This is a genomic window from Enterobacter sp. IF2SW-B1, from assembly GCF_001743375.1.
Taxonomy (GTDB): Bacteria; Pseudomonadota; Gammaproteobacteria; order Enterobacterales; family Enterobacteriaceae; genus Enterobacter; species Enterobacter bugandensis.
Window position 1 is genome coordinate 427,688 of the sequence record NZ_MJAA01000002.1, and the last position, 14,476, is coordinate 442,163.

At 49.4% G+C, this 14,476-nt stretch carries 14 protein-coding genes; 4 read left to right on the forward strand and 10 right to left on the reverse strand.

What is annotated here, in order from left to right:
• The first annotated feature begins 360 nt into the window (after positions 1 to 360).
• Positions 361 to 675: a hypothetical protein gene (locus A6013_RS06450; protein ID WP_020882780.1), complete on the forward strand. Its 315-nt coding sequence runs from the start codon at positions 361 to 363 to the stop codon at positions 673 to 675.
• Here A6013_RS06450 and A6013_RS06455 read toward each other — a convergent pair.
• The 4 genes from A6013_RS06455 to A6013_RS06460 all read right to left on the reverse strand — a co-directional run bounded on the left by A6013_RS06455 (position 672) and on the right by A6013_RS06460 (position 5,356).
• Positions 672 to 1,481, reverse strand: a complete 810-nt coding sequence (locus A6013_RS06455; protein WP_063943159.1) for a DUF4225 domain-containing protein — start codon at positions 1,479 to 1,481, stop codon at positions 672 to 674. The two genes, A6013_RS06450 and A6013_RS06455, sit on opposite strands and share 4 nt — an antisense overlap.
• Before the next feature lie 573 nt (positions 1,482 to 2,054).
• A complete protein-coding gene (locus A6013_RS26735) occupies positions 2,055 to 3,062 on the reverse strand; it encodes a hypothetical protein (protein ID WP_139128220.1) in 1,008 nt (335 codons plus the stop codon).
• A gap of 1 nt (position 3,063) precedes the next feature.
• Positions 3,064 to 4,161, reverse strand: a complete 1,098-nt coding sequence (locus tag A6013_RS25080) for a DUF3696 domain-containing protein (protein WP_083264071.1) — start codon at positions 4,159 to 4,161, stop codon at positions 3,064 to 3,066.
• Complete coding sequence (locus tag A6013_RS06460) at positions 4,154 to 5,356, reverse strand: DUF262 domain-containing protein (RefSeq protein WP_069732743.1); 1,203 nt, start codon at positions 5,354 to 5,356, stop codon at positions 4,154 to 4,156. Before A6013_RS06460 ends, A6013_RS25080 begins: the two co-directional genes overlap by 8 nt.
• A 222-nt stretch (positions 5,357 to 5,578) precedes the next feature.
• Here A6013_RS06460 and A6013_RS27825 point away from each other — a divergent pair, with 222 nt between their 5' ends.
• On the forward strand, positions 5,579 to 5,989 hold the full coding sequence (locus A6013_RS27825; protein WP_069732744.1) for a hypothetical protein: 411 nt from the start codon (positions 5,579 to 5,581) through the stop codon (positions 5,987 to 5,989).
• A gap of 2 nt (positions 5,990 to 5,991) precedes the next feature.
• Here the strand turns inward: A6013_RS27825 and A6013_RS06470 are convergent, their stop codons facing one another.
• From A6013_RS06470 to A6013_RS06490, 5 genes are all read right to left on the reverse strand, one after another.
• Positions 5,992 to 7,062 carry an ABC transporter ATP-binding protein gene (locus tag A6013_RS06470; protein ID WP_069732745.1) on the reverse strand — a complete coding sequence of 357 codons (1,071 nt, stop codon included), beginning with the start codon at positions 7,060 to 7,062 and terminating at the stop codon, positions 5,992 to 5,994.
• Entirely contained in the window at positions 7,055 to 8,824 is a 1,770-nt protein-coding gene (locus tag A6013_RS06475; RefSeq protein WP_045260923.1) for an iron ABC transporter permease, read from the reverse strand. Before A6013_RS06475 ends, A6013_RS06470 begins: the two co-directional genes overlap by 8 nt.
• A gap of 79 nt (positions 8,825 to 8,903) precedes the next feature.
• Entirely contained in the window at positions 8,904 to 9,992 is a 1,089-nt protein-coding gene (locus tag A6013_RS06480) for an ABC transporter substrate-binding protein (protein ID WP_028014307.1), read from the reverse strand.
• A gap of 168 nt (positions 9,993 to 10,160) precedes the next feature.
• On the reverse strand, positions 10,161 to 10,856 hold the full coding sequence (locus A6013_RS06485; RefSeq protein WP_075206212.1) for a response regulator: 696 nt from the start codon (positions 10,854 to 10,856) through the stop codon (positions 10,161 to 10,163).
• Positions 10,840 to 12,480: a sensor histidine kinase gene (locus tag A6013_RS06490; RefSeq protein WP_069732746.1), complete on the reverse strand. Its 1,641-nt coding sequence runs from the start codon at positions 12,478 to 12,480 to the stop codon at positions 10,840 to 10,842. Before A6013_RS06490 ends, A6013_RS06485 begins: the two co-directional genes overlap by 17 nt.
• 178 nt (positions 12,481 to 12,658) lie before the next feature.
• Here A6013_RS06490 and yjdI point away from each other — a divergent pair, with 178 nt between their 5' ends.
• Together yjdI and A6013_RS06500 are read left to right on the forward strand one after the other, a co-directional pair.
• A complete protein-coding gene (gene yjdI, locus A6013_RS06495) occupies positions 12,659 to 12,889 on the forward strand; it encodes a 4Fe-4S mono-cluster protein YjdI (protein WP_041908367.1) in 231 nt (76 codons plus the stop codon).
• Positions 12,890 to 12,899: 10 nt separating this feature from the next.
• Positions 12,900 to 13,172, forward strand: coding sequence for a GNAT family N-acetyltransferase (locus A6013_RS06500; protein ID WP_028014304.1), 273 nt, complete (start codon positions 12,900 to 12,902; stop codon positions 13,170 to 13,172).
• A gap of 36 nt (positions 13,173 to 13,208) precedes the next feature.
• On the opposite strand, the gene A6013_RS06505 is transcribed toward A6013_RS06500, so the two are convergent.
• Positions 13,209 to 14,438 (reverse strand): amino acid permease, encoded by a 1,230-nt coding sequence (locus tag A6013_RS06505; RefSeq protein WP_048960735.1) that lies wholly within the window; start codon positions 14,436 to 14,438, stop codon positions 13,209 to 13,211.
• Positions 14,439 to 14,476 lie beyond the last annotated feature (38 nt).

Here is a 14,476-nt window from a genome sequence, read left to right on the forward strand (position 1 = left end):
ACTTATCAGTTAGTTACGTAGCCCTGCTTTAGCAGGTACAACTTAAACTACCCATTGTTCTACGCCCGTACCTGTCGCGCGATTGGTCTGTGGTACAAGAGAGCATATCATCACGCTGGCGGTGGTTCCTGGTTCTTACCGCGACAGCACAACAACGAACAAAAAGCCGCATACCTGGCATAACTCCCGAACAGATTGATCATACGCATTTAAGCCCGATGTGCGGCCTTTTGGCTGCTATTGTCTGAAATCTGATACATTGCACAAACATCATGTGGATTGCTGTAAAGTTCATCAGTATGATTGCTAGCACAATCAGCGATTGGGAAAGCACTTCTGGAAGATAAGGGACGAGACGATATGAAAGTGACTGATGAAGCTTTGTTACGTTCAGGGTTTACGCAGCCCGAATTGCAGAAGATAAAAAGCAATATTGAAAAATATGGAGGAACGCTTGGAGAGGCTATAAATGACCTTGCCAGGCGATTTGTTACCTTGGCGGGAGTGGTGGCTGTGTGTGCCTTAATCCTACTGCTACTTATCGTCTTCAGTTCACCTGATAGAGCATTTGCATGGGGGCTGGCGATGATCTTTGGGGTTGCCATTATGTCCTTCGCACAGCCGCCGGTAATTTCCTATAAATCCTGGCGTTACCGTAAAACTATCAAGGATTAACTGGTTCCATTTTCTGTTGTTAGTAGATCGAAAATCACTTTTGCTTTAACACCATAACCGACAATCTTCATTGTTAGTTTAGGAGTGCTCATTGTGCTGACTTTGCGATAGTAATCGTGTGGAAGCCAGCGGAATAATCTCCAGGCTCCAGTTTTTCGAGCGAATCCCACAATGCTGTACACACTGGCACCAAGAGTAACACCATTATAGAGAGCCAGGCCCGTGTTAGGATTAAATCCCATAAACTGGGCCGTATGCATCGCGGAGTCAGCAATGATACCTTGTGAGGGTTTATGTCCTGCTGGCTGATTAAAGTTGAGCACTTCTTTGGTTAATCCGTTCATTCCATCGGCAATCAGGACTGCCCCAGCCAGCATACCAATCGGCCCCATAGTGGATAACATCATAAAGCCACCAAAGAGAACCACGCCTGATAGCACCACATTTACAGCGGATATAACATAACCGACGATTTTATTATTTTCCTTAACAAATTCGACTTTCGCGTAAAGCTGTGCGGCTCTGGTTCTTAACAGGTGTTCTTGTTCTTGTAGATTATCTGTTTCGGCACGTAGATTTTTGATGCATGCAATGCATTCTTCATCGGTTTTAGCTCGTCGTGCTGTTTCAAATTCTTTATCTACAACCTGTTTTATCTCTTCGACAAACTTGATGCGTGTAAGACCATCTTGCAAATAGAATGCTGACAGGCGGTTTGCTGTATCGACGAGTTTCCGGGCTTCAAGATTCACCATGGTATCTGACCATGTTCTGTTCCAGCCCCTGTTGAGCAGCGCAATATCCATTAAAGACTCCTTCCCAAAATGTGTCTGGTCATTTTACGTGCAATAAGGTCGAAGACAACAGAAAATATTTTCACAACCCGCCCCCGTGGGGGGCCCGTTGCTTTATCCTTCCAGTTTACATTCTCCTGTTCAAAATATCCCCAGCTCTGTTGGTGATCTGCTAGACCGTCAGCCCAGGCCCTCGGTGAAAAGCGCTTTTCTTCGCCAAATATCGCTACTTGATGCCTTCAGCGACACGCCTCACTGCAACAAGCAGTGCAGTTACACAATGCTGCTTTGGGCTGACGCAAGGGAGATAACTTGATGTTTTGAAGTGCATCTATTCACTAATTGTACAGCTATTTAACATATTCATTGTTATGCGAACTAATAATGTGGTAGCTAAATTGAGATGTCCGCATCTGACCATATACATGTCCGTGCTATAGCCTCACTCCAGCGATCATTGCTTTCAAAGGATAAGACGCGGAATGGAGTGTTTCTCGATGAACGATGTGAACCGACTCGGGATCCTTCAGGACGTGATTGACCGTCGTCTTACTACACGTCCCGCGGCCAGCCGGCTCGGTACATTTACTTATGCTTGGGCAATGATAGATGCTTACAAAAAATAGCAATAATAAATTTTCCTGCAGAATGTGATGTTGGGCCATGTACATGAATTCTGTTTTGATGTGGCTCAAACTTACCATGCCATTCACAATAATGCGTGGTTTTGTTAATAACTATCTCTCTTTCTTTTCGACATTTTTCATTTTTTCTAACATCTGGTTTTTCAGGCGCTACACATAATCCTAAGGCTTGGAATCGTTCTTCAATTAGTTCATTGGTTGGCTTCTGACCTATTGTTGAATTAATTGTATCGGTAATATGTATCGCAGGAGGTGGAGCGGAATAAATCCAATTACCATAATCGTTGAATACTTCTAAATATTTTTTTAGTTTTTGATAAACAGAAGAATAGCCGCCTTCAAACGAGTCTATTCCGTCCCATACACCTTTGAAGAAATATAAATCAGGATAAAGATGGCTTGAAAGAATATGTAAGTTTTCCTGGGTATCCCTCACTGTCGATAATGCACACTCTCTCCAGAATGTTAAATTGCTTTTTTCAGAATTAACAAAGTAAATTTCTAATTGTCCATATGTTGACGAAACCGGAAGCTTTGATTTATCCCTGAGTGATATACAGGCGAAAGGGGTATTGTTAATTAAGTTATGATAAGCATAAGCATAATCAAGTCCGACAATTGCACCAGAACTATCAGTGACATCACTTTTTAGAAAGGTAGGGGGCCATAAATTTTCCGTATCCTCATAAAAACATCCACGATTTATATATGACGCTAATTCATCTTTGATTCCCTTGTCGATTTCAGCAGATTCTGGAGAGCAAAGGAATGTCCAAAGATCCATTCCCCTACATACATTTTTGCTCTGAAATTCATTACCGAAAAAGAATTCTTCTCCACGTTCCTTAGCGATATATAGCCTATCTAGGAAGTTTTCTAAAATATTAGCAATTTCTGGACATGAGAGATTTATAAAATCCCAGTCAGATGAATCAATAACGAATGACATTTTAAATTCTGCTCCGTCTAAATTTACCGAGAGTAGCTGTATCTAGTTGGTATTGATCGAAGAAAGAGTTTGGCCATCCAGATAAACCGCCATATTCAGTAAAATGTAACTCAGTAATTGATGGTTCTTTTTCGTTATTATCAAAAAATAAAACATTTGCATCTTTATGTGAAATGTTATTTTTAGCTGCTATAGATTTTCTTATACCATTAAGGACATGATCTGAGTGAGTCTCCACTAAAACCTGAACCCCTTTCGCAGATAACCAACCAATATACTCTCCAATTTTTGATTGGCCAGCAGGATGCAAATGAGCTTCTGGGTTTTCAATTATAAGCAGACCATTCTCTTTAATCACTAAACCTGCAAGAATTATTGGTAAAACATATGTTACCCCAAACCCCATGTTTGAAGCTTTAACCCACTCTCCATTTTCAACTTTGAATTGTAGTGAGGAAGATGTATTTGATCCATATTTTTCTGAGCGTACTTTAATAGGTCTAAAAATTTCAGAAAGCCATCTTTCCAATTGGTAGTTCAAAAAAACAGCTTCATTTTCTGGAGTGTCAGGATGAGTTCTGGAGGCGTGATTAATAGGCATTAAACCAATGCTATCTATAAGCTGTGCACAATATTCCCCTCTAATTCCAAGCTCTAGTTCTTGATGATGCTTTGACGTGAATTTATATTCCGCTTTTGGGCCAAATCGTTCCGCTGACAAATATATAAATGATCTGTTTTCTGTATTAAAATACTCTCCAGAGTAAAAATACTTCACATCCAAATATAAAGAAAATAAATTTGAAGATGTAAATTTGAACTCACCATGCACTCCATTATTAAATTCAAGGGAGATATCAATCTCTTCCTTTCCATTACGCCAGTTCATTATATCTTGTACTGTCCCAAGATCAACGCCATAAGCGGTGTCTAATGGTACTGTATTGTGACCTTTAGAGGCTTCATGAGATAACAAAATTGCTTGAATAAGTGATGATTTACCTGCACCATTTACTCCAGCTAAAATTGTTAGATTTTTTAGTGGAAAGGTTTCACAAATGAATCGCTTGAAACCTTCAATCTTAACTGTTTTAATCATTAAGTATACTCTTTAATTCATTTATTGGTTTGGTTAATCTTGCTATTACCGCGCTAGGTGAACCGGTGCTCACAGTTACAGACTTCAGATAGTTCTCATCTTTGAATAGCTCAAGTAAGGATTGTTTTACTTCCTCTTTCTTATCTATAAGTTTGTTATAAGGAAATAAAGACAAAGCGATACTTTGAGATTCAAAAATAGCTCTATTTATAGGCCCTCGTTTTTTACCTTCTTCTATTCTTCGAAATGCGTTATCGCCAAGAATATCATATGCACTTCTCATCGACGATATGAAGCTTTGATAAAGTAAATCTAACTCATCGTCACTAATAGGGGCTAGATCCGACTCCTCAGATTTTCTTCCATCAAGCCGACGTGTAAAATCAATCAAAAAACGGTCTAAGCTTGCATAATTTCTATACTCATCAATAGAAGTCATTTTGAATGCGCAATACCGTAAGACCAACTCCTGATTAGTCATACGTCCGCTATCGCGTACTTTTATACCATCTACTGAATTCCAAAAATTCCAGCCGGTAGCATTATCAAAAAAGTCATTCTCTGAAAGTAATTTCAAATATTCTCTTGCACGTGATGTGCTCATAGCATGTCTTATTTCTTGCGGCTTGAGCGGGCTGCCTAAGGTATTTACCCTGCTAAATATATCGTATTTAATACCATTGGGTGTTGATGGCTCTATTACATGAACTACAATTTGAGTAGCCCTGAAACGCCTCAATTCTAGAGAAGGGAGGTTTTCAAAATTAATTCCATCTAAATGCTTAAGATACTCTAAATGTTGGGATTGCAATGAATATAAATTATTCATGAAAGAAGATATAGTACTTAATCTTTGCACTCCATCGACTATCTGAAATGATCCGTCAGATTCCTGATTGAAATAGAAAGCTGGCAAAGGAATGCCTAATAATACCGATTCAATCAATCTAATCTTTTGTTGAGTGCTCCAGACGTAATCACGCTGGAAGTCGGGTGAGAGATCAATATCCTTATCGTTTATTTGGTCCACTACTTCACGTAGGGAAAAATGCTTTGTTGTAATTCTTATTTTTTCAGGATCCCAAGGATGTGCAGATGGAGAATCATCAAATTTCTCCATTTCGACTTTCAGTTCCTTGTCTATGGGTACTACAACATTAGCGTTCGCTTCGTCAAATTCTTCATCAGCAATCATTTTTTATCTCACATAACTAAGCTTGTATTTTACATTATATCTTTAAAAATTTGCTCTGGAAAACCCGTGTATGCTTTTGTTCTAAAACATCTAAAATTTTGTTTTCTACTTACTAAAATGTACCTTTGAAAAGTAGACACTTTGCGGTACGCTTTTCGGTATCACTTACCTCGGTATTTCACGCAGCGCGCCGGAGGACTTCCGCCCCGGACGGGGCCCTGAATGCCCCTGATATCTGATGCTCCGGAGCTTAACCTGTCGCCAGTTGTCATTCTGCCCAATGAGAATTTCATGCCGATGCTGCCCGGAGGTAAAGGCCCGGTTAATCCTGCCCGGACCTATCTGCTTTCCCTCAACTCCGCCCGTAGCTGGCAGACCATGGCCTCGTTCTTTGGCATTGTCGCCGGCATGCTCGGGGCCGCTTCCCTGAGTCCTGCAACTGAGGCAGCCTTAGGCGCCGTCAGTGCCACTGCCACCAATTTCGACAGCCCAGGGCATCCCGCAATGTCTGTAAGCCGGGCAGACGTTGTTGACATCGGAAAAGTAACATTAATTAAATATTTGAGTGTGAGATTACATGCTCTCACCCTGTCAAAGCAAAAAAGGCCGCATCCCGCAGCCTTTTCCTCTTAAATTCACCCTTTCGGGAACACCCAAACATGCTTCTCCGGCAGCGAAAGATGGCAGTGCTGCGGATCCCGAACCTCCTGCCCGTACGCGCGAATGACAAAATCATCTCCCGGCGTGCGGAACAGGTACTCCCAGCGGTCGCCAAGATACATGCTGGTGAGCAGCGGCAGTTCAAGCTGATTTTCCCCTGGCCCCTCAACCACTGCCACGCGTTCGACCCGGATCACCGCCGTAGCGTCATTACCGCTCTGTACCCCTTCGCCCGCCTGGCCCCACAGCACCCAGCCTTTCCCTTCGATACGCGCTCTGCCGTCGCGCACTTCGGTGACCTTGCCGTGCAGGCGGTTGTTGCTGCCCATAAACTCGGCGGTGAACAGCGTTTTCGGCGAGCCGTACATCTCCTGCGGCGTGCCCTGTTGCTCAATTTTGCCGTTGTTAAGCAGCAGGATGCGGTCGGATATGGACATCGCTTCGTTCTGATCGTGCGTCACCATCAGCGCGGATAACCCGAGCTTGATAATCAGCTCGCGCAGGAACACGCGGGCCTCTTCGCGCAGCTTGGCGTCGAGGTTGGAAAGCGGCTCGTCCAGCAAAATCACCGGTGGGTTGTACACCAGCGCCCGGCCAATCGCCACGCGCTGCTGTTGCCCGCCGGAGAGCTGGTGCGGGTGACGTTTGCCAAGATGGCCCAGACCCAGCTGGTCCAGCACGTCCTGTACGCGCTGCTGGATCTCTTTGGCCGGAACTTTACGCAGCTTGAGCGGATAGGCCACGTTCTCAAACACGGTTTTGTGCGGCCACAGGGCATAGGATTGGAACACCAGCCCCAGGTTACGCTCTTCTGCCGGGATCTCACTGCGCGGCGTGCCGTCGTAAACTTTATTGTTGCCAATGACAATTGACCCCTGCGTCGGTTTTTCCAGACCCGCGACGGCACGCAGCAGGGTGGTTTTACCGCTGCCGGAGGGGCCTAACAAGGAGACCACTTCGCCGCGCTTCAGGTTCATAGAGACACCTTTTAAAACAGGATTGTCGCCGTAGGTTAAGTGCAGATCGTCAACCGCTAATTCAATCATGTATTTTCACTCCGAAACGAAGGGCAATGCCCAGACCTACCACGACCAGCAGGATGTTAATGAAAGAGAGCGCCGCCACGATATCAATGGCACCCGCGGCCCAGAGGGAAACCAGCATTGAACCGATGGTCTCCGTGCCGGGGGAAAGCAGATACACACCCGTTGAGTATTCGCGCTCAAAGATCAAAAACATCAGCAGCCACGAACCAATAAGACCGTAGCGGGAGAGGGGAATGGTCACATGGCGGGTGATCTGCCCGCGCGTCGCCCCGGTGCTGCGCGCGGCTTCTTCAAGCTCTGGCCCCACCTGCAGCAGCGTGGAAGAGATAAGCCTCAGCCCGTAAGCCATCCACACCACGGTATAGGCCAGCCAGACGCTGAAAATGGTGCTGCGCAGCGAACGCAGCCAGACGATGACGTTCTCGCGCATCCAGTCGGTCCAGGCGAACCCGGAAAGCCAGCCGGATTTCAGCGAGTTGTCCAGCCACATCGGCAGGAACAGGAACACCCACAGGAACGCCAGACCGGCAAGCAGGCCAGGCACGGCGCGCGGCACCAGCACGCTGTAGTCCAGGAAGCGCGTGGTGTTATCCGGTTTACGGTGCATCGCAATCCCGACGAACAGGTAGCACGCCACGGCCAGCGCGCCGCCAATCACCCCAATTGCCATGGAGTTGACGATGGCGCGCAGCAGGTTGGGCTGTGCCCAGATGGTGCGGAAAGTGCTCAGCGAAAGCTCATCCCACAGCGAAACGCCCACACCCCAGTTGGAGATAAACGCGCGCAGCACCACGCCGAGCAGCGGCACGCCGATGGTGACGGTGAGCCAGAAGGCAACCACCGCCCCGGCAACCCAGCGCCATTTGCCCAGCGGTAACGCGCGAGCCTGTGAGGCTTTCCCTTTCATAGTGACGAAGCGGTTGGCGGTGCGCATCAGACGACGCTGGAGCATCACCAGCGGGATGGTGATGCAAATCAGCACCACGGCAACCGCCGCCATCAGGTGATAGGAAGGCGTGCCGAGCTTGTTCGTCAGCTGGTACAGGTAGGTTGCCAGCACCATATTGCCTTCCGGATCGCCGAGCACCAGCATCAGGCCAAATACTTCCAGCCCGAGGAAGAACAGCAGCACGATGGCGTACAGGATCGACGGGCGCACCATCGGCAGGCTGACGGAGGTCATCACCTGCAGCGGAGAGGCACCCGCAATGCGCGCGGCTTCTTCCACATCAGAGCCGACGCTGCGCAGCGCGGATGAAATATAGAGATAGGCATGCGGCACGTGCGTCAGGCCAGCAATGACCACGATGCTCGACATATCGTAGATGTTCCACGGCACAAAGCCGATCAGCGCCTGCGCCCACAGGGACAGAAAGCCCACGGGACCGGCAGCCACCACATAGCCAAAGCCGAGCACCATCGGCGATACGAAAATGGGGACCAGGATCAGCGGTTCAATCAGGCGGCGGCCGGGCAGGTCGGTGCGAACCATCAGAAACGCCAGCACGCCACCCAGCGGAATGGCGATGATGACCAGCCCGAAGGCGAGAATAAAACCGCTTCTCAGGGCCTTATAGAAATCAGGGTCGGTGAAGATAAAGCCAAATGATTCAAGGCTCCACTCTTTTGCCGGAGAAAAGAACGGAGCGGACAGGAAGCTCTGTATCACGATAAATGACAGCGGCGTGTAGATAACCAGAGCGGTTATCAGCACGACGATGCCGCGCGGCAGGCTTTGCCACTTTCTGCGTAATGTATTCATGGGGTATCCCTGGTGTTGCAGCCCAATAAAACGAACTCAGTCGACAGGGAGCGCGACGGCGTGCGCCGCGCCCGAACGCTTATTTGGCGGCGGCTGCACGCCACTCTTTGATGTACTCCAGGCGTTTTTTCGGCTGCAGGTACTCCAGCAGCGTTTCATCAACCGGGATCGGCTTCAGCGCGTTACCGAGGATTTTGGTCAGGCCGTCAATATCATTTTTGCCTTCGATATCGTTACGGATGGAGGGAATATCCGCCTGACTGGCCAGAATGCTTTGCCCTTTTTCAGACAGCACATAGTCCAGCCACAGTTTTGCCGCATTGCTGTTTTGCGCCTGCTGGCTGATGAACGACACGCGCGAGAGCACCAGCGTGTAATCTTTCGGGTACGAAATGCCGAGAGAAGGATCGTTCTTCGCGCGGGCTTCAGCATAGGATCCGAGGATGTTAAAGCCGATCAGGTTTTCACCGGAGGAAACCCTCTCCATCATGGTGCCCGTTGATGACTGCACCGCTAAGCCGCCTTTGGCGACGTCGGCCAGGGTTTTAAAGTAGTTTGGATCGGCCTTGTGATCCTGCACGGAAAGCATAAAGCCAAGACCCGATTTTTCGATGTCGTAGGTGGTGACTTTGCTCTTGAATTTGTCCGTCTGGCTGGCAATCAGCTTCGCCAGCGCGGCGTGAGAATCCGGCACGTCGCCAGCCGGGATCAGACGCTTGTTGTAGATAAAGACCACTGGCTCATAGGTGGTGCCGTATGCCTTATCTTTCCAAACTGCCCATTTCGGCAGCTGACTTTGCTCCGGCGATTTGTACTCCATGGCGTAGTCGGTGGCGAGTTTCAGCCCGGTGTCCATTGAGGAGCTCCAGACCACGTCGCCGCTACCGCCACCGGAGGCCTGTTCGCTGATAAAACGGTTGTACAGCTCGGTGCTGTTCATGTCGTTGTATTCAACTTTGATGCCCGGGTAGGTTTTTTCGAAACCCGCAATCAGCGGCCCGGCGGCTTTGGTGTCGGTGGTGGAGTAAATCACCACCTTGCCCTCTTTGGTGGCGGCATCGACAACTTTTTGATACTCAGCAGGATAGCCCTGCGGCAGGGCAGAGAGTGCAGAAGCAGAGAACAGGACGGTAGCGGTAAGCAGAGAAATTCGGAACGTGTTCGACATTATAGTTAACCTTTTAGTTACATTTGAGGAACTAATTGTCAACATAGCGTAAAGCGCGCCTCCGACAATAGGGAGGCGCGGGCAATGATTCCGAAGTGTGACTGTCACCATCGTTTCAGCAATTAACACCATAAAATCCGCGAACGTTTGCCTGCGAACGGTTTCGGATTACGGTTTATCGTCGGCTTTGCGGTATAGCCGCCGTGGATGACCAATATTGCCATACAGCATTTCGACGATGATTAACCCGCTCTCCACGCAGTATTCCAGGTAGCGACGCCCCGTGGTTTTGCTGATCCCCACGTTTTCCACCACCTCTTCAACCGACATCGCGCTGTCGGGATGTTCGGCGAACAGGCGTTTAATCCTTTCCAGCGTTTGGGGTTCAATGCCCTTCGTCGACGGCGTAATGGAGGCTTCCGCGGCAGGCAGATTAAACAGACGATCCAGCGCGTGCTGGTCGACCACCTTCACCTGCTGCACGGTGTGGACGAAGCGCATAAACCGCTCCAGCGAGGCGTGCAGGCGCTGGAAAAAGACGGGCTTGATCAGGTAGTCAAACGCGCCGCTGCGCATGGCATGGCTGCAGGTCTGCATATCGCTGGCGGCGGTGATGAAGATCACCGAGCATTCATAGCTTTTCAGCAGCGGGTTATCGATGAGCTCCACGCCTTTACCGTCCGGGAGATAGTTGTCCAGCAGGATAAGCCGCGGCTGATGCTGACGAATCAGGCTACATGCCTGCTCAATCGACGCGGCGATGCCCACCACGCGCAAGTGGAAATTCTGCTCAATATACTCGCGATGCAGTTCCGCCAGGTGCGGTTCATCTTCAACGATCACAACGTCAAGTGGTTGGGTCATGCTGTTGTCCATTGGGAATAAACACAGAAAAAATGGTGCCCTGCGGCGTGTTGTCGGCGATCTCTATGCTGCCGCCCGCTTTCCTGATATAGCCTGCCACCAGAAACAGGCCAATACCGTGCTCGGTACCCACAATGTCGTTTTCACTTTCCGGTTTGCTGCTGAAACCCTGGCGGAAAATGTGTGGCTTCACCGCCTCATTTACACCGCAGCCTCTGTCTGCCACCTCTATCAACAACTCCTGGTTGCGGTCAGAAATGTAGAGTTCCACTGGCGCGGGGACCGGTGCCTTAAGGGTCGCGTCCACCGCGTTATCCAGCAGGTTACCAATAATGGACATCAGCTCCGTTTCGTTGAGCGTGCCGGGCATGCGGGTGAGCTGGCAGGCCGGGTCAAACTGCAGTTCAACGCCTTTTTCGCGCGCGCTGACGTATTTTCCTAACAGCAGCCCGCACAGGGCCGGAGAGGAAAAATGGGCCGAAACGAAGTCCAGCACGCGCTGCGCGCCTTCTGACTGCATCTGGATGTAACGGATCGCCTCGTCATAGTGTTTCATCTGCAGCAGCCCCACCAGCGTCGCGGTCCAGTTCAGCTGCTCGTGGCGCATAATGCGCAGGTTGTCCGCATAGCGCTTGATCTGGCTCAGTTGGCTGCTGAGGGTGTTAATGTCGTTTTTGTCGCGAAAGCTGTACACCCAGCCGCTTTCAACGCCGGGTTCGACCTCAATCGCCACGCGGTTAACGATCACCTCTCGCTGGTTAAGCACTGCGATTTGGTCGTGGCGACCAGCGCTTACCGAGGCGTAGCGCTGGGATAAAAAGCCCGGCGACGTCTGCAGAACGTCTTCCAGCGGTTTGCCGATAAGTTCTTTCTCACTTTGATGAATATCGAGCATCTCCCTGGCTGCCCGGTTAATTAAAATCAGCTGCTTCTCTTCATTGATGGCAAATACCCCCTCGTACATCGCTTCTAATAACGCGCGTTGCTGCAAAACCAGCTGGGCGATATCTTTCGGCTCAAGGCGGAACATCTGCTTTTTAAGATTGCGGGTAAACAGCCAGGAGAAAATAAACAGCAACAGCAGAAGGGCAATACCGTACAGTCCAGCCTGCCAGAGAATGCGGGCGTTAATATTGGCGATATACGAGGTCAGATAGCCGACCGAGACGATGCCAATGACCTGATGCTGCGCATTAAAGATTGGCGCTTTGCTGCGCAGCGACACCCCAATCCCGCCCTGACGCACGGAAATAATGGTTTTGCCTTTTAACACCTCCGCATTATCCCCTCCAATCATCGGTAAATTAATGCGCTCCGGTGATTCCGAATGATAAAGGTGCTGTTCCCGGGTATCGCCAATCACAATATAGCTGGCATCGCTTTCGGCACGCAGCGGCTGTATTAAGCGGGCGATACCGGGGATATCTCTGGCTGCCACCATTTCCGCCAGACCCGGTATCAGGGCGATTTCACTGGCCTGTACCCGGGCGCGCTGGCCCAAATCGTGGTGTAGCTGTCGGTCAATAAAATGAAACAGGATCGTTCCCAGCAGAACTAACAGCAGGCAGGAGAAGCACACCAGCGCTAAAAACAGCTTTACCTGAAAAGAGAGTCTGCGTTTCATTCCACCTGTGCTAGCCCTATGAAAGTGAGAGATTTGCGGAGCCTGACATGTGCCAATAGCGGACGCAATCTGGCGAGAAAAGAGTTGTGACCTGGCTTTTCGTTTTCGGCGTTATAGCCATCAGGATCCCGTAAGGCTATGCTTCATTCAGCACGATAATAATTACAGAGGCAATGTCATGGATAAAGAACTACTGGATGAGGGGTACCGGGCCTATACCGGCGAGAAAATTGACGTTTACTTTAATACCGGGATCTGCAAACACTCAGGTAATTGCGTGCGTGGGAGCGCAAAGCTGTTTAATCTGAAACGTAAGCCGTGGATCATTCCCGATGAAGTGGACGTTGAAACGGTTGTACGCGTGATTGATACCTGCCCGAGCGGTGCGCTGAAGTATCGCCAAAAATAAGCGAGGAACCATGGATATTCTGGAAGGCCATAACAAGTTTTACGTGAATGATGAGAACGGCAACCAGGTCGCGGAGATTGTCTTCGTGCCGACCGGCGAGCACCTGAGCATTATCGAGCACACCGATGTGGATGAGAGCCTGAAAGGGCAGGGCGTCGGTAAACAGCTGGTGGCGAAAGTGGTGGAGAAGATGCGCGGTGAGAACCGCAAAATTATTCCGCTGTGCCCGTTTGCGAAGCATGAGTTTGATAAGACGCGGGAATATGACGATATTCGGGCCTAAATAACGCGCCCGGCAGCACGCCGGGCACGAGTACGTCTAGCCAACAAACATCACCGACACGCACAGCACGCCGACGATCAGCGTCAGCAGGCTGCCAATGGAGCGGTACGGTTTCAGGGAAGGGATCAGATACGTCGACAGCGTCGGCATGATAAACAGGATCATGGCGATAAGCGGGCCGCTGATGGCGTAAATCATTGAGATGGCGTTCGGGTTAATGCAGCAGACCGCAAAGGTGATTAACGACACCCCCATAATGGAAATCGCGCGGTTAAAGGCGCGGCTCTTTTTAATCCCCACCTGATTAAGCGACGACTTCACGATCTCCGTCGCCCCTTCAATCACCCCAAAATAGGTGCCGAGGAACGATTTCGACATCGCTACGATCGCCACGATAATCCCGGAAATGCCGAGCCAGGCTGGGGAAGACGGCATCATCGACAGCGCTGACAGAATCGTCACCCCCTGCTCTTTGGCGGCCATAATATAGGACGGTGGAATAGAGAGCAGGCAGCTGAAGACAAAGAACAGCACGCTCAGGCAGATAATCAGGTACGCCACCTTCATGATCTTCTTGCATTTATCCATGGCACCGTCGGCAAATTTCTCGCGACGGTCAACGGCAAACGTTGAGATAATCGGGGTATGGCTAAAGGCAAACACCATCACCGGAATTGAAATCCATACCTGATGCAGCGTTTGGCGATCGAAAGCCATCTGGCTGGTGAGCAACGAGGGCTGCCAGCTTCCGGTGAGATAGATCGAGACAAACAGGAAATAGGCAATCAGCGGAAACACCAGGAAGCCCATCACTTTTATCGTGATATGCCGTCCCATCAGGAAAATCAGATTCAATACCAGCACCACCCCCAGGCTGACCAGCACGCGAACGGCGGTATCCACCGTCAGGTGTTTTGCCAGCTGCTCGGTTAACGAGTTGGTAATGGCCACCGCATAAATCTGCACCACCACAAAAAAGGCGATGAAATAGAGCGTGGTGATCAGATTGCCAATCTTCTTACCATAGTAGTGGGAGACGGCGCCGGTGATCCCTTCATTACCTTTTGTGTTTGACGAGAGAATAAATTGCGCCAGCGCCCGGTGCGGCCAGTAGGTTAACGGATAGGCCACGAGGGCGGTGATAAACAGGACAATAGCGCCTGCGGAGCCCAGCTGAATGGGCAAGAACAGCGTTCCTGCGCCCACGGCCGTGCCATAGAGAGCGAAACTCCAGAGAGTCTCATCTTTTGACCAAATTTTCGACATTAGAGCAACGTTTCAACTAACAAACCATCAGAATGGCG

Bases quoted from the DNA above. Each gene is read 5' to 3' on its own strand.
- A6013_RS06450 (WP_020882780.1), top strand. From the start codon at position 361: ATGAAAGTGACTGATGAAGCTTTGTTACGTTCAGGGTTTACGCAGCCC.
- A6013_RS06455 (WP_063943159.1), bottom strand. From the start codon at position 1,481: ATGGATATTGCGCTGCTCAACAGGGGCTGGAACAGAACATGGTCAGAT.
- A6013_RS26735 (WP_139128220.1), bottom strand. From the start codon at position 3,062: ATGTCATTCGTTATTGATTCATCTGACTGGGATTTTATAAATCTCTCA.
- A6013_RS25080 (WP_083264071.1), bottom strand. From the start codon at position 4,161: ATGATTAAAACAGTTAAGATTGAAGGTTTCAAGCGATTCATTTGTGAA.
- A6013_RS06460 (WP_069732743.1), bottom strand. From the start codon at position 5,356: ATGATTGCTGATGAAGAATTTGACGAAGCGAACGCTAATGTTGTAGTA.
- A6013_RS27825 (WP_069732744.1), top strand. From the start codon at position 5,579: ATGCCCCTGATATCTGATGCTCCGGAGCTTAACCTGTCGCCAGTTGTC.
- A6013_RS06470 (WP_069732745.1), bottom strand. From the start codon at position 7,062: ATGATTGAATTAGCGGTTGACGATCTGCACTTAACCTACGGCGACAAT.
- A6013_RS06475 (WP_045260923.1), bottom strand. From the start codon at position 8,824: ATGAATACATTACGCAGAAAGTGGCAAAGCCTGCCGCGCGGCATCGTC.
- A6013_RS06480 (WP_028014307.1), bottom strand. From the start codon at position 9,992: ATGTCGAACACGTTCCGAATTTCTCTGCTTACCGCTACCGTCCTGTTC.
- A6013_RS06485 (WP_075206212.1), bottom strand. From the start codon at position 10,856: ATGACCCAACCACTTGACGTTGTGATCGTTGAAGATGAACCGCACCTG.
- A6013_RS06490 (WP_069732746.1), bottom strand. From the start codon at position 12,480: ATGAAACGCAGACTCTCTTTTCAGGTAAAGCTGTTTTTAGCGCTGGTG.
- yjdI (WP_041908367.1), top strand. From the start codon at position 12,659: ATGGATAAAGAACTACTGGATGAGGGGTACCGGGCCTATACCGGCGAG.
- A6013_RS06500 (WP_028014304.1), top strand. From the start codon at position 12,900: ATGGATATTCTGGAAGGCCATAACAAGTTTTACGTGAATGATGAGAAC.
- A6013_RS06505 (WP_048960735.1), bottom strand. From the start codon at position 14,438: ATGTCGAAAATTTGGTCAAAAGATGAGACTCTCTGGAGTTTCGCTCTC.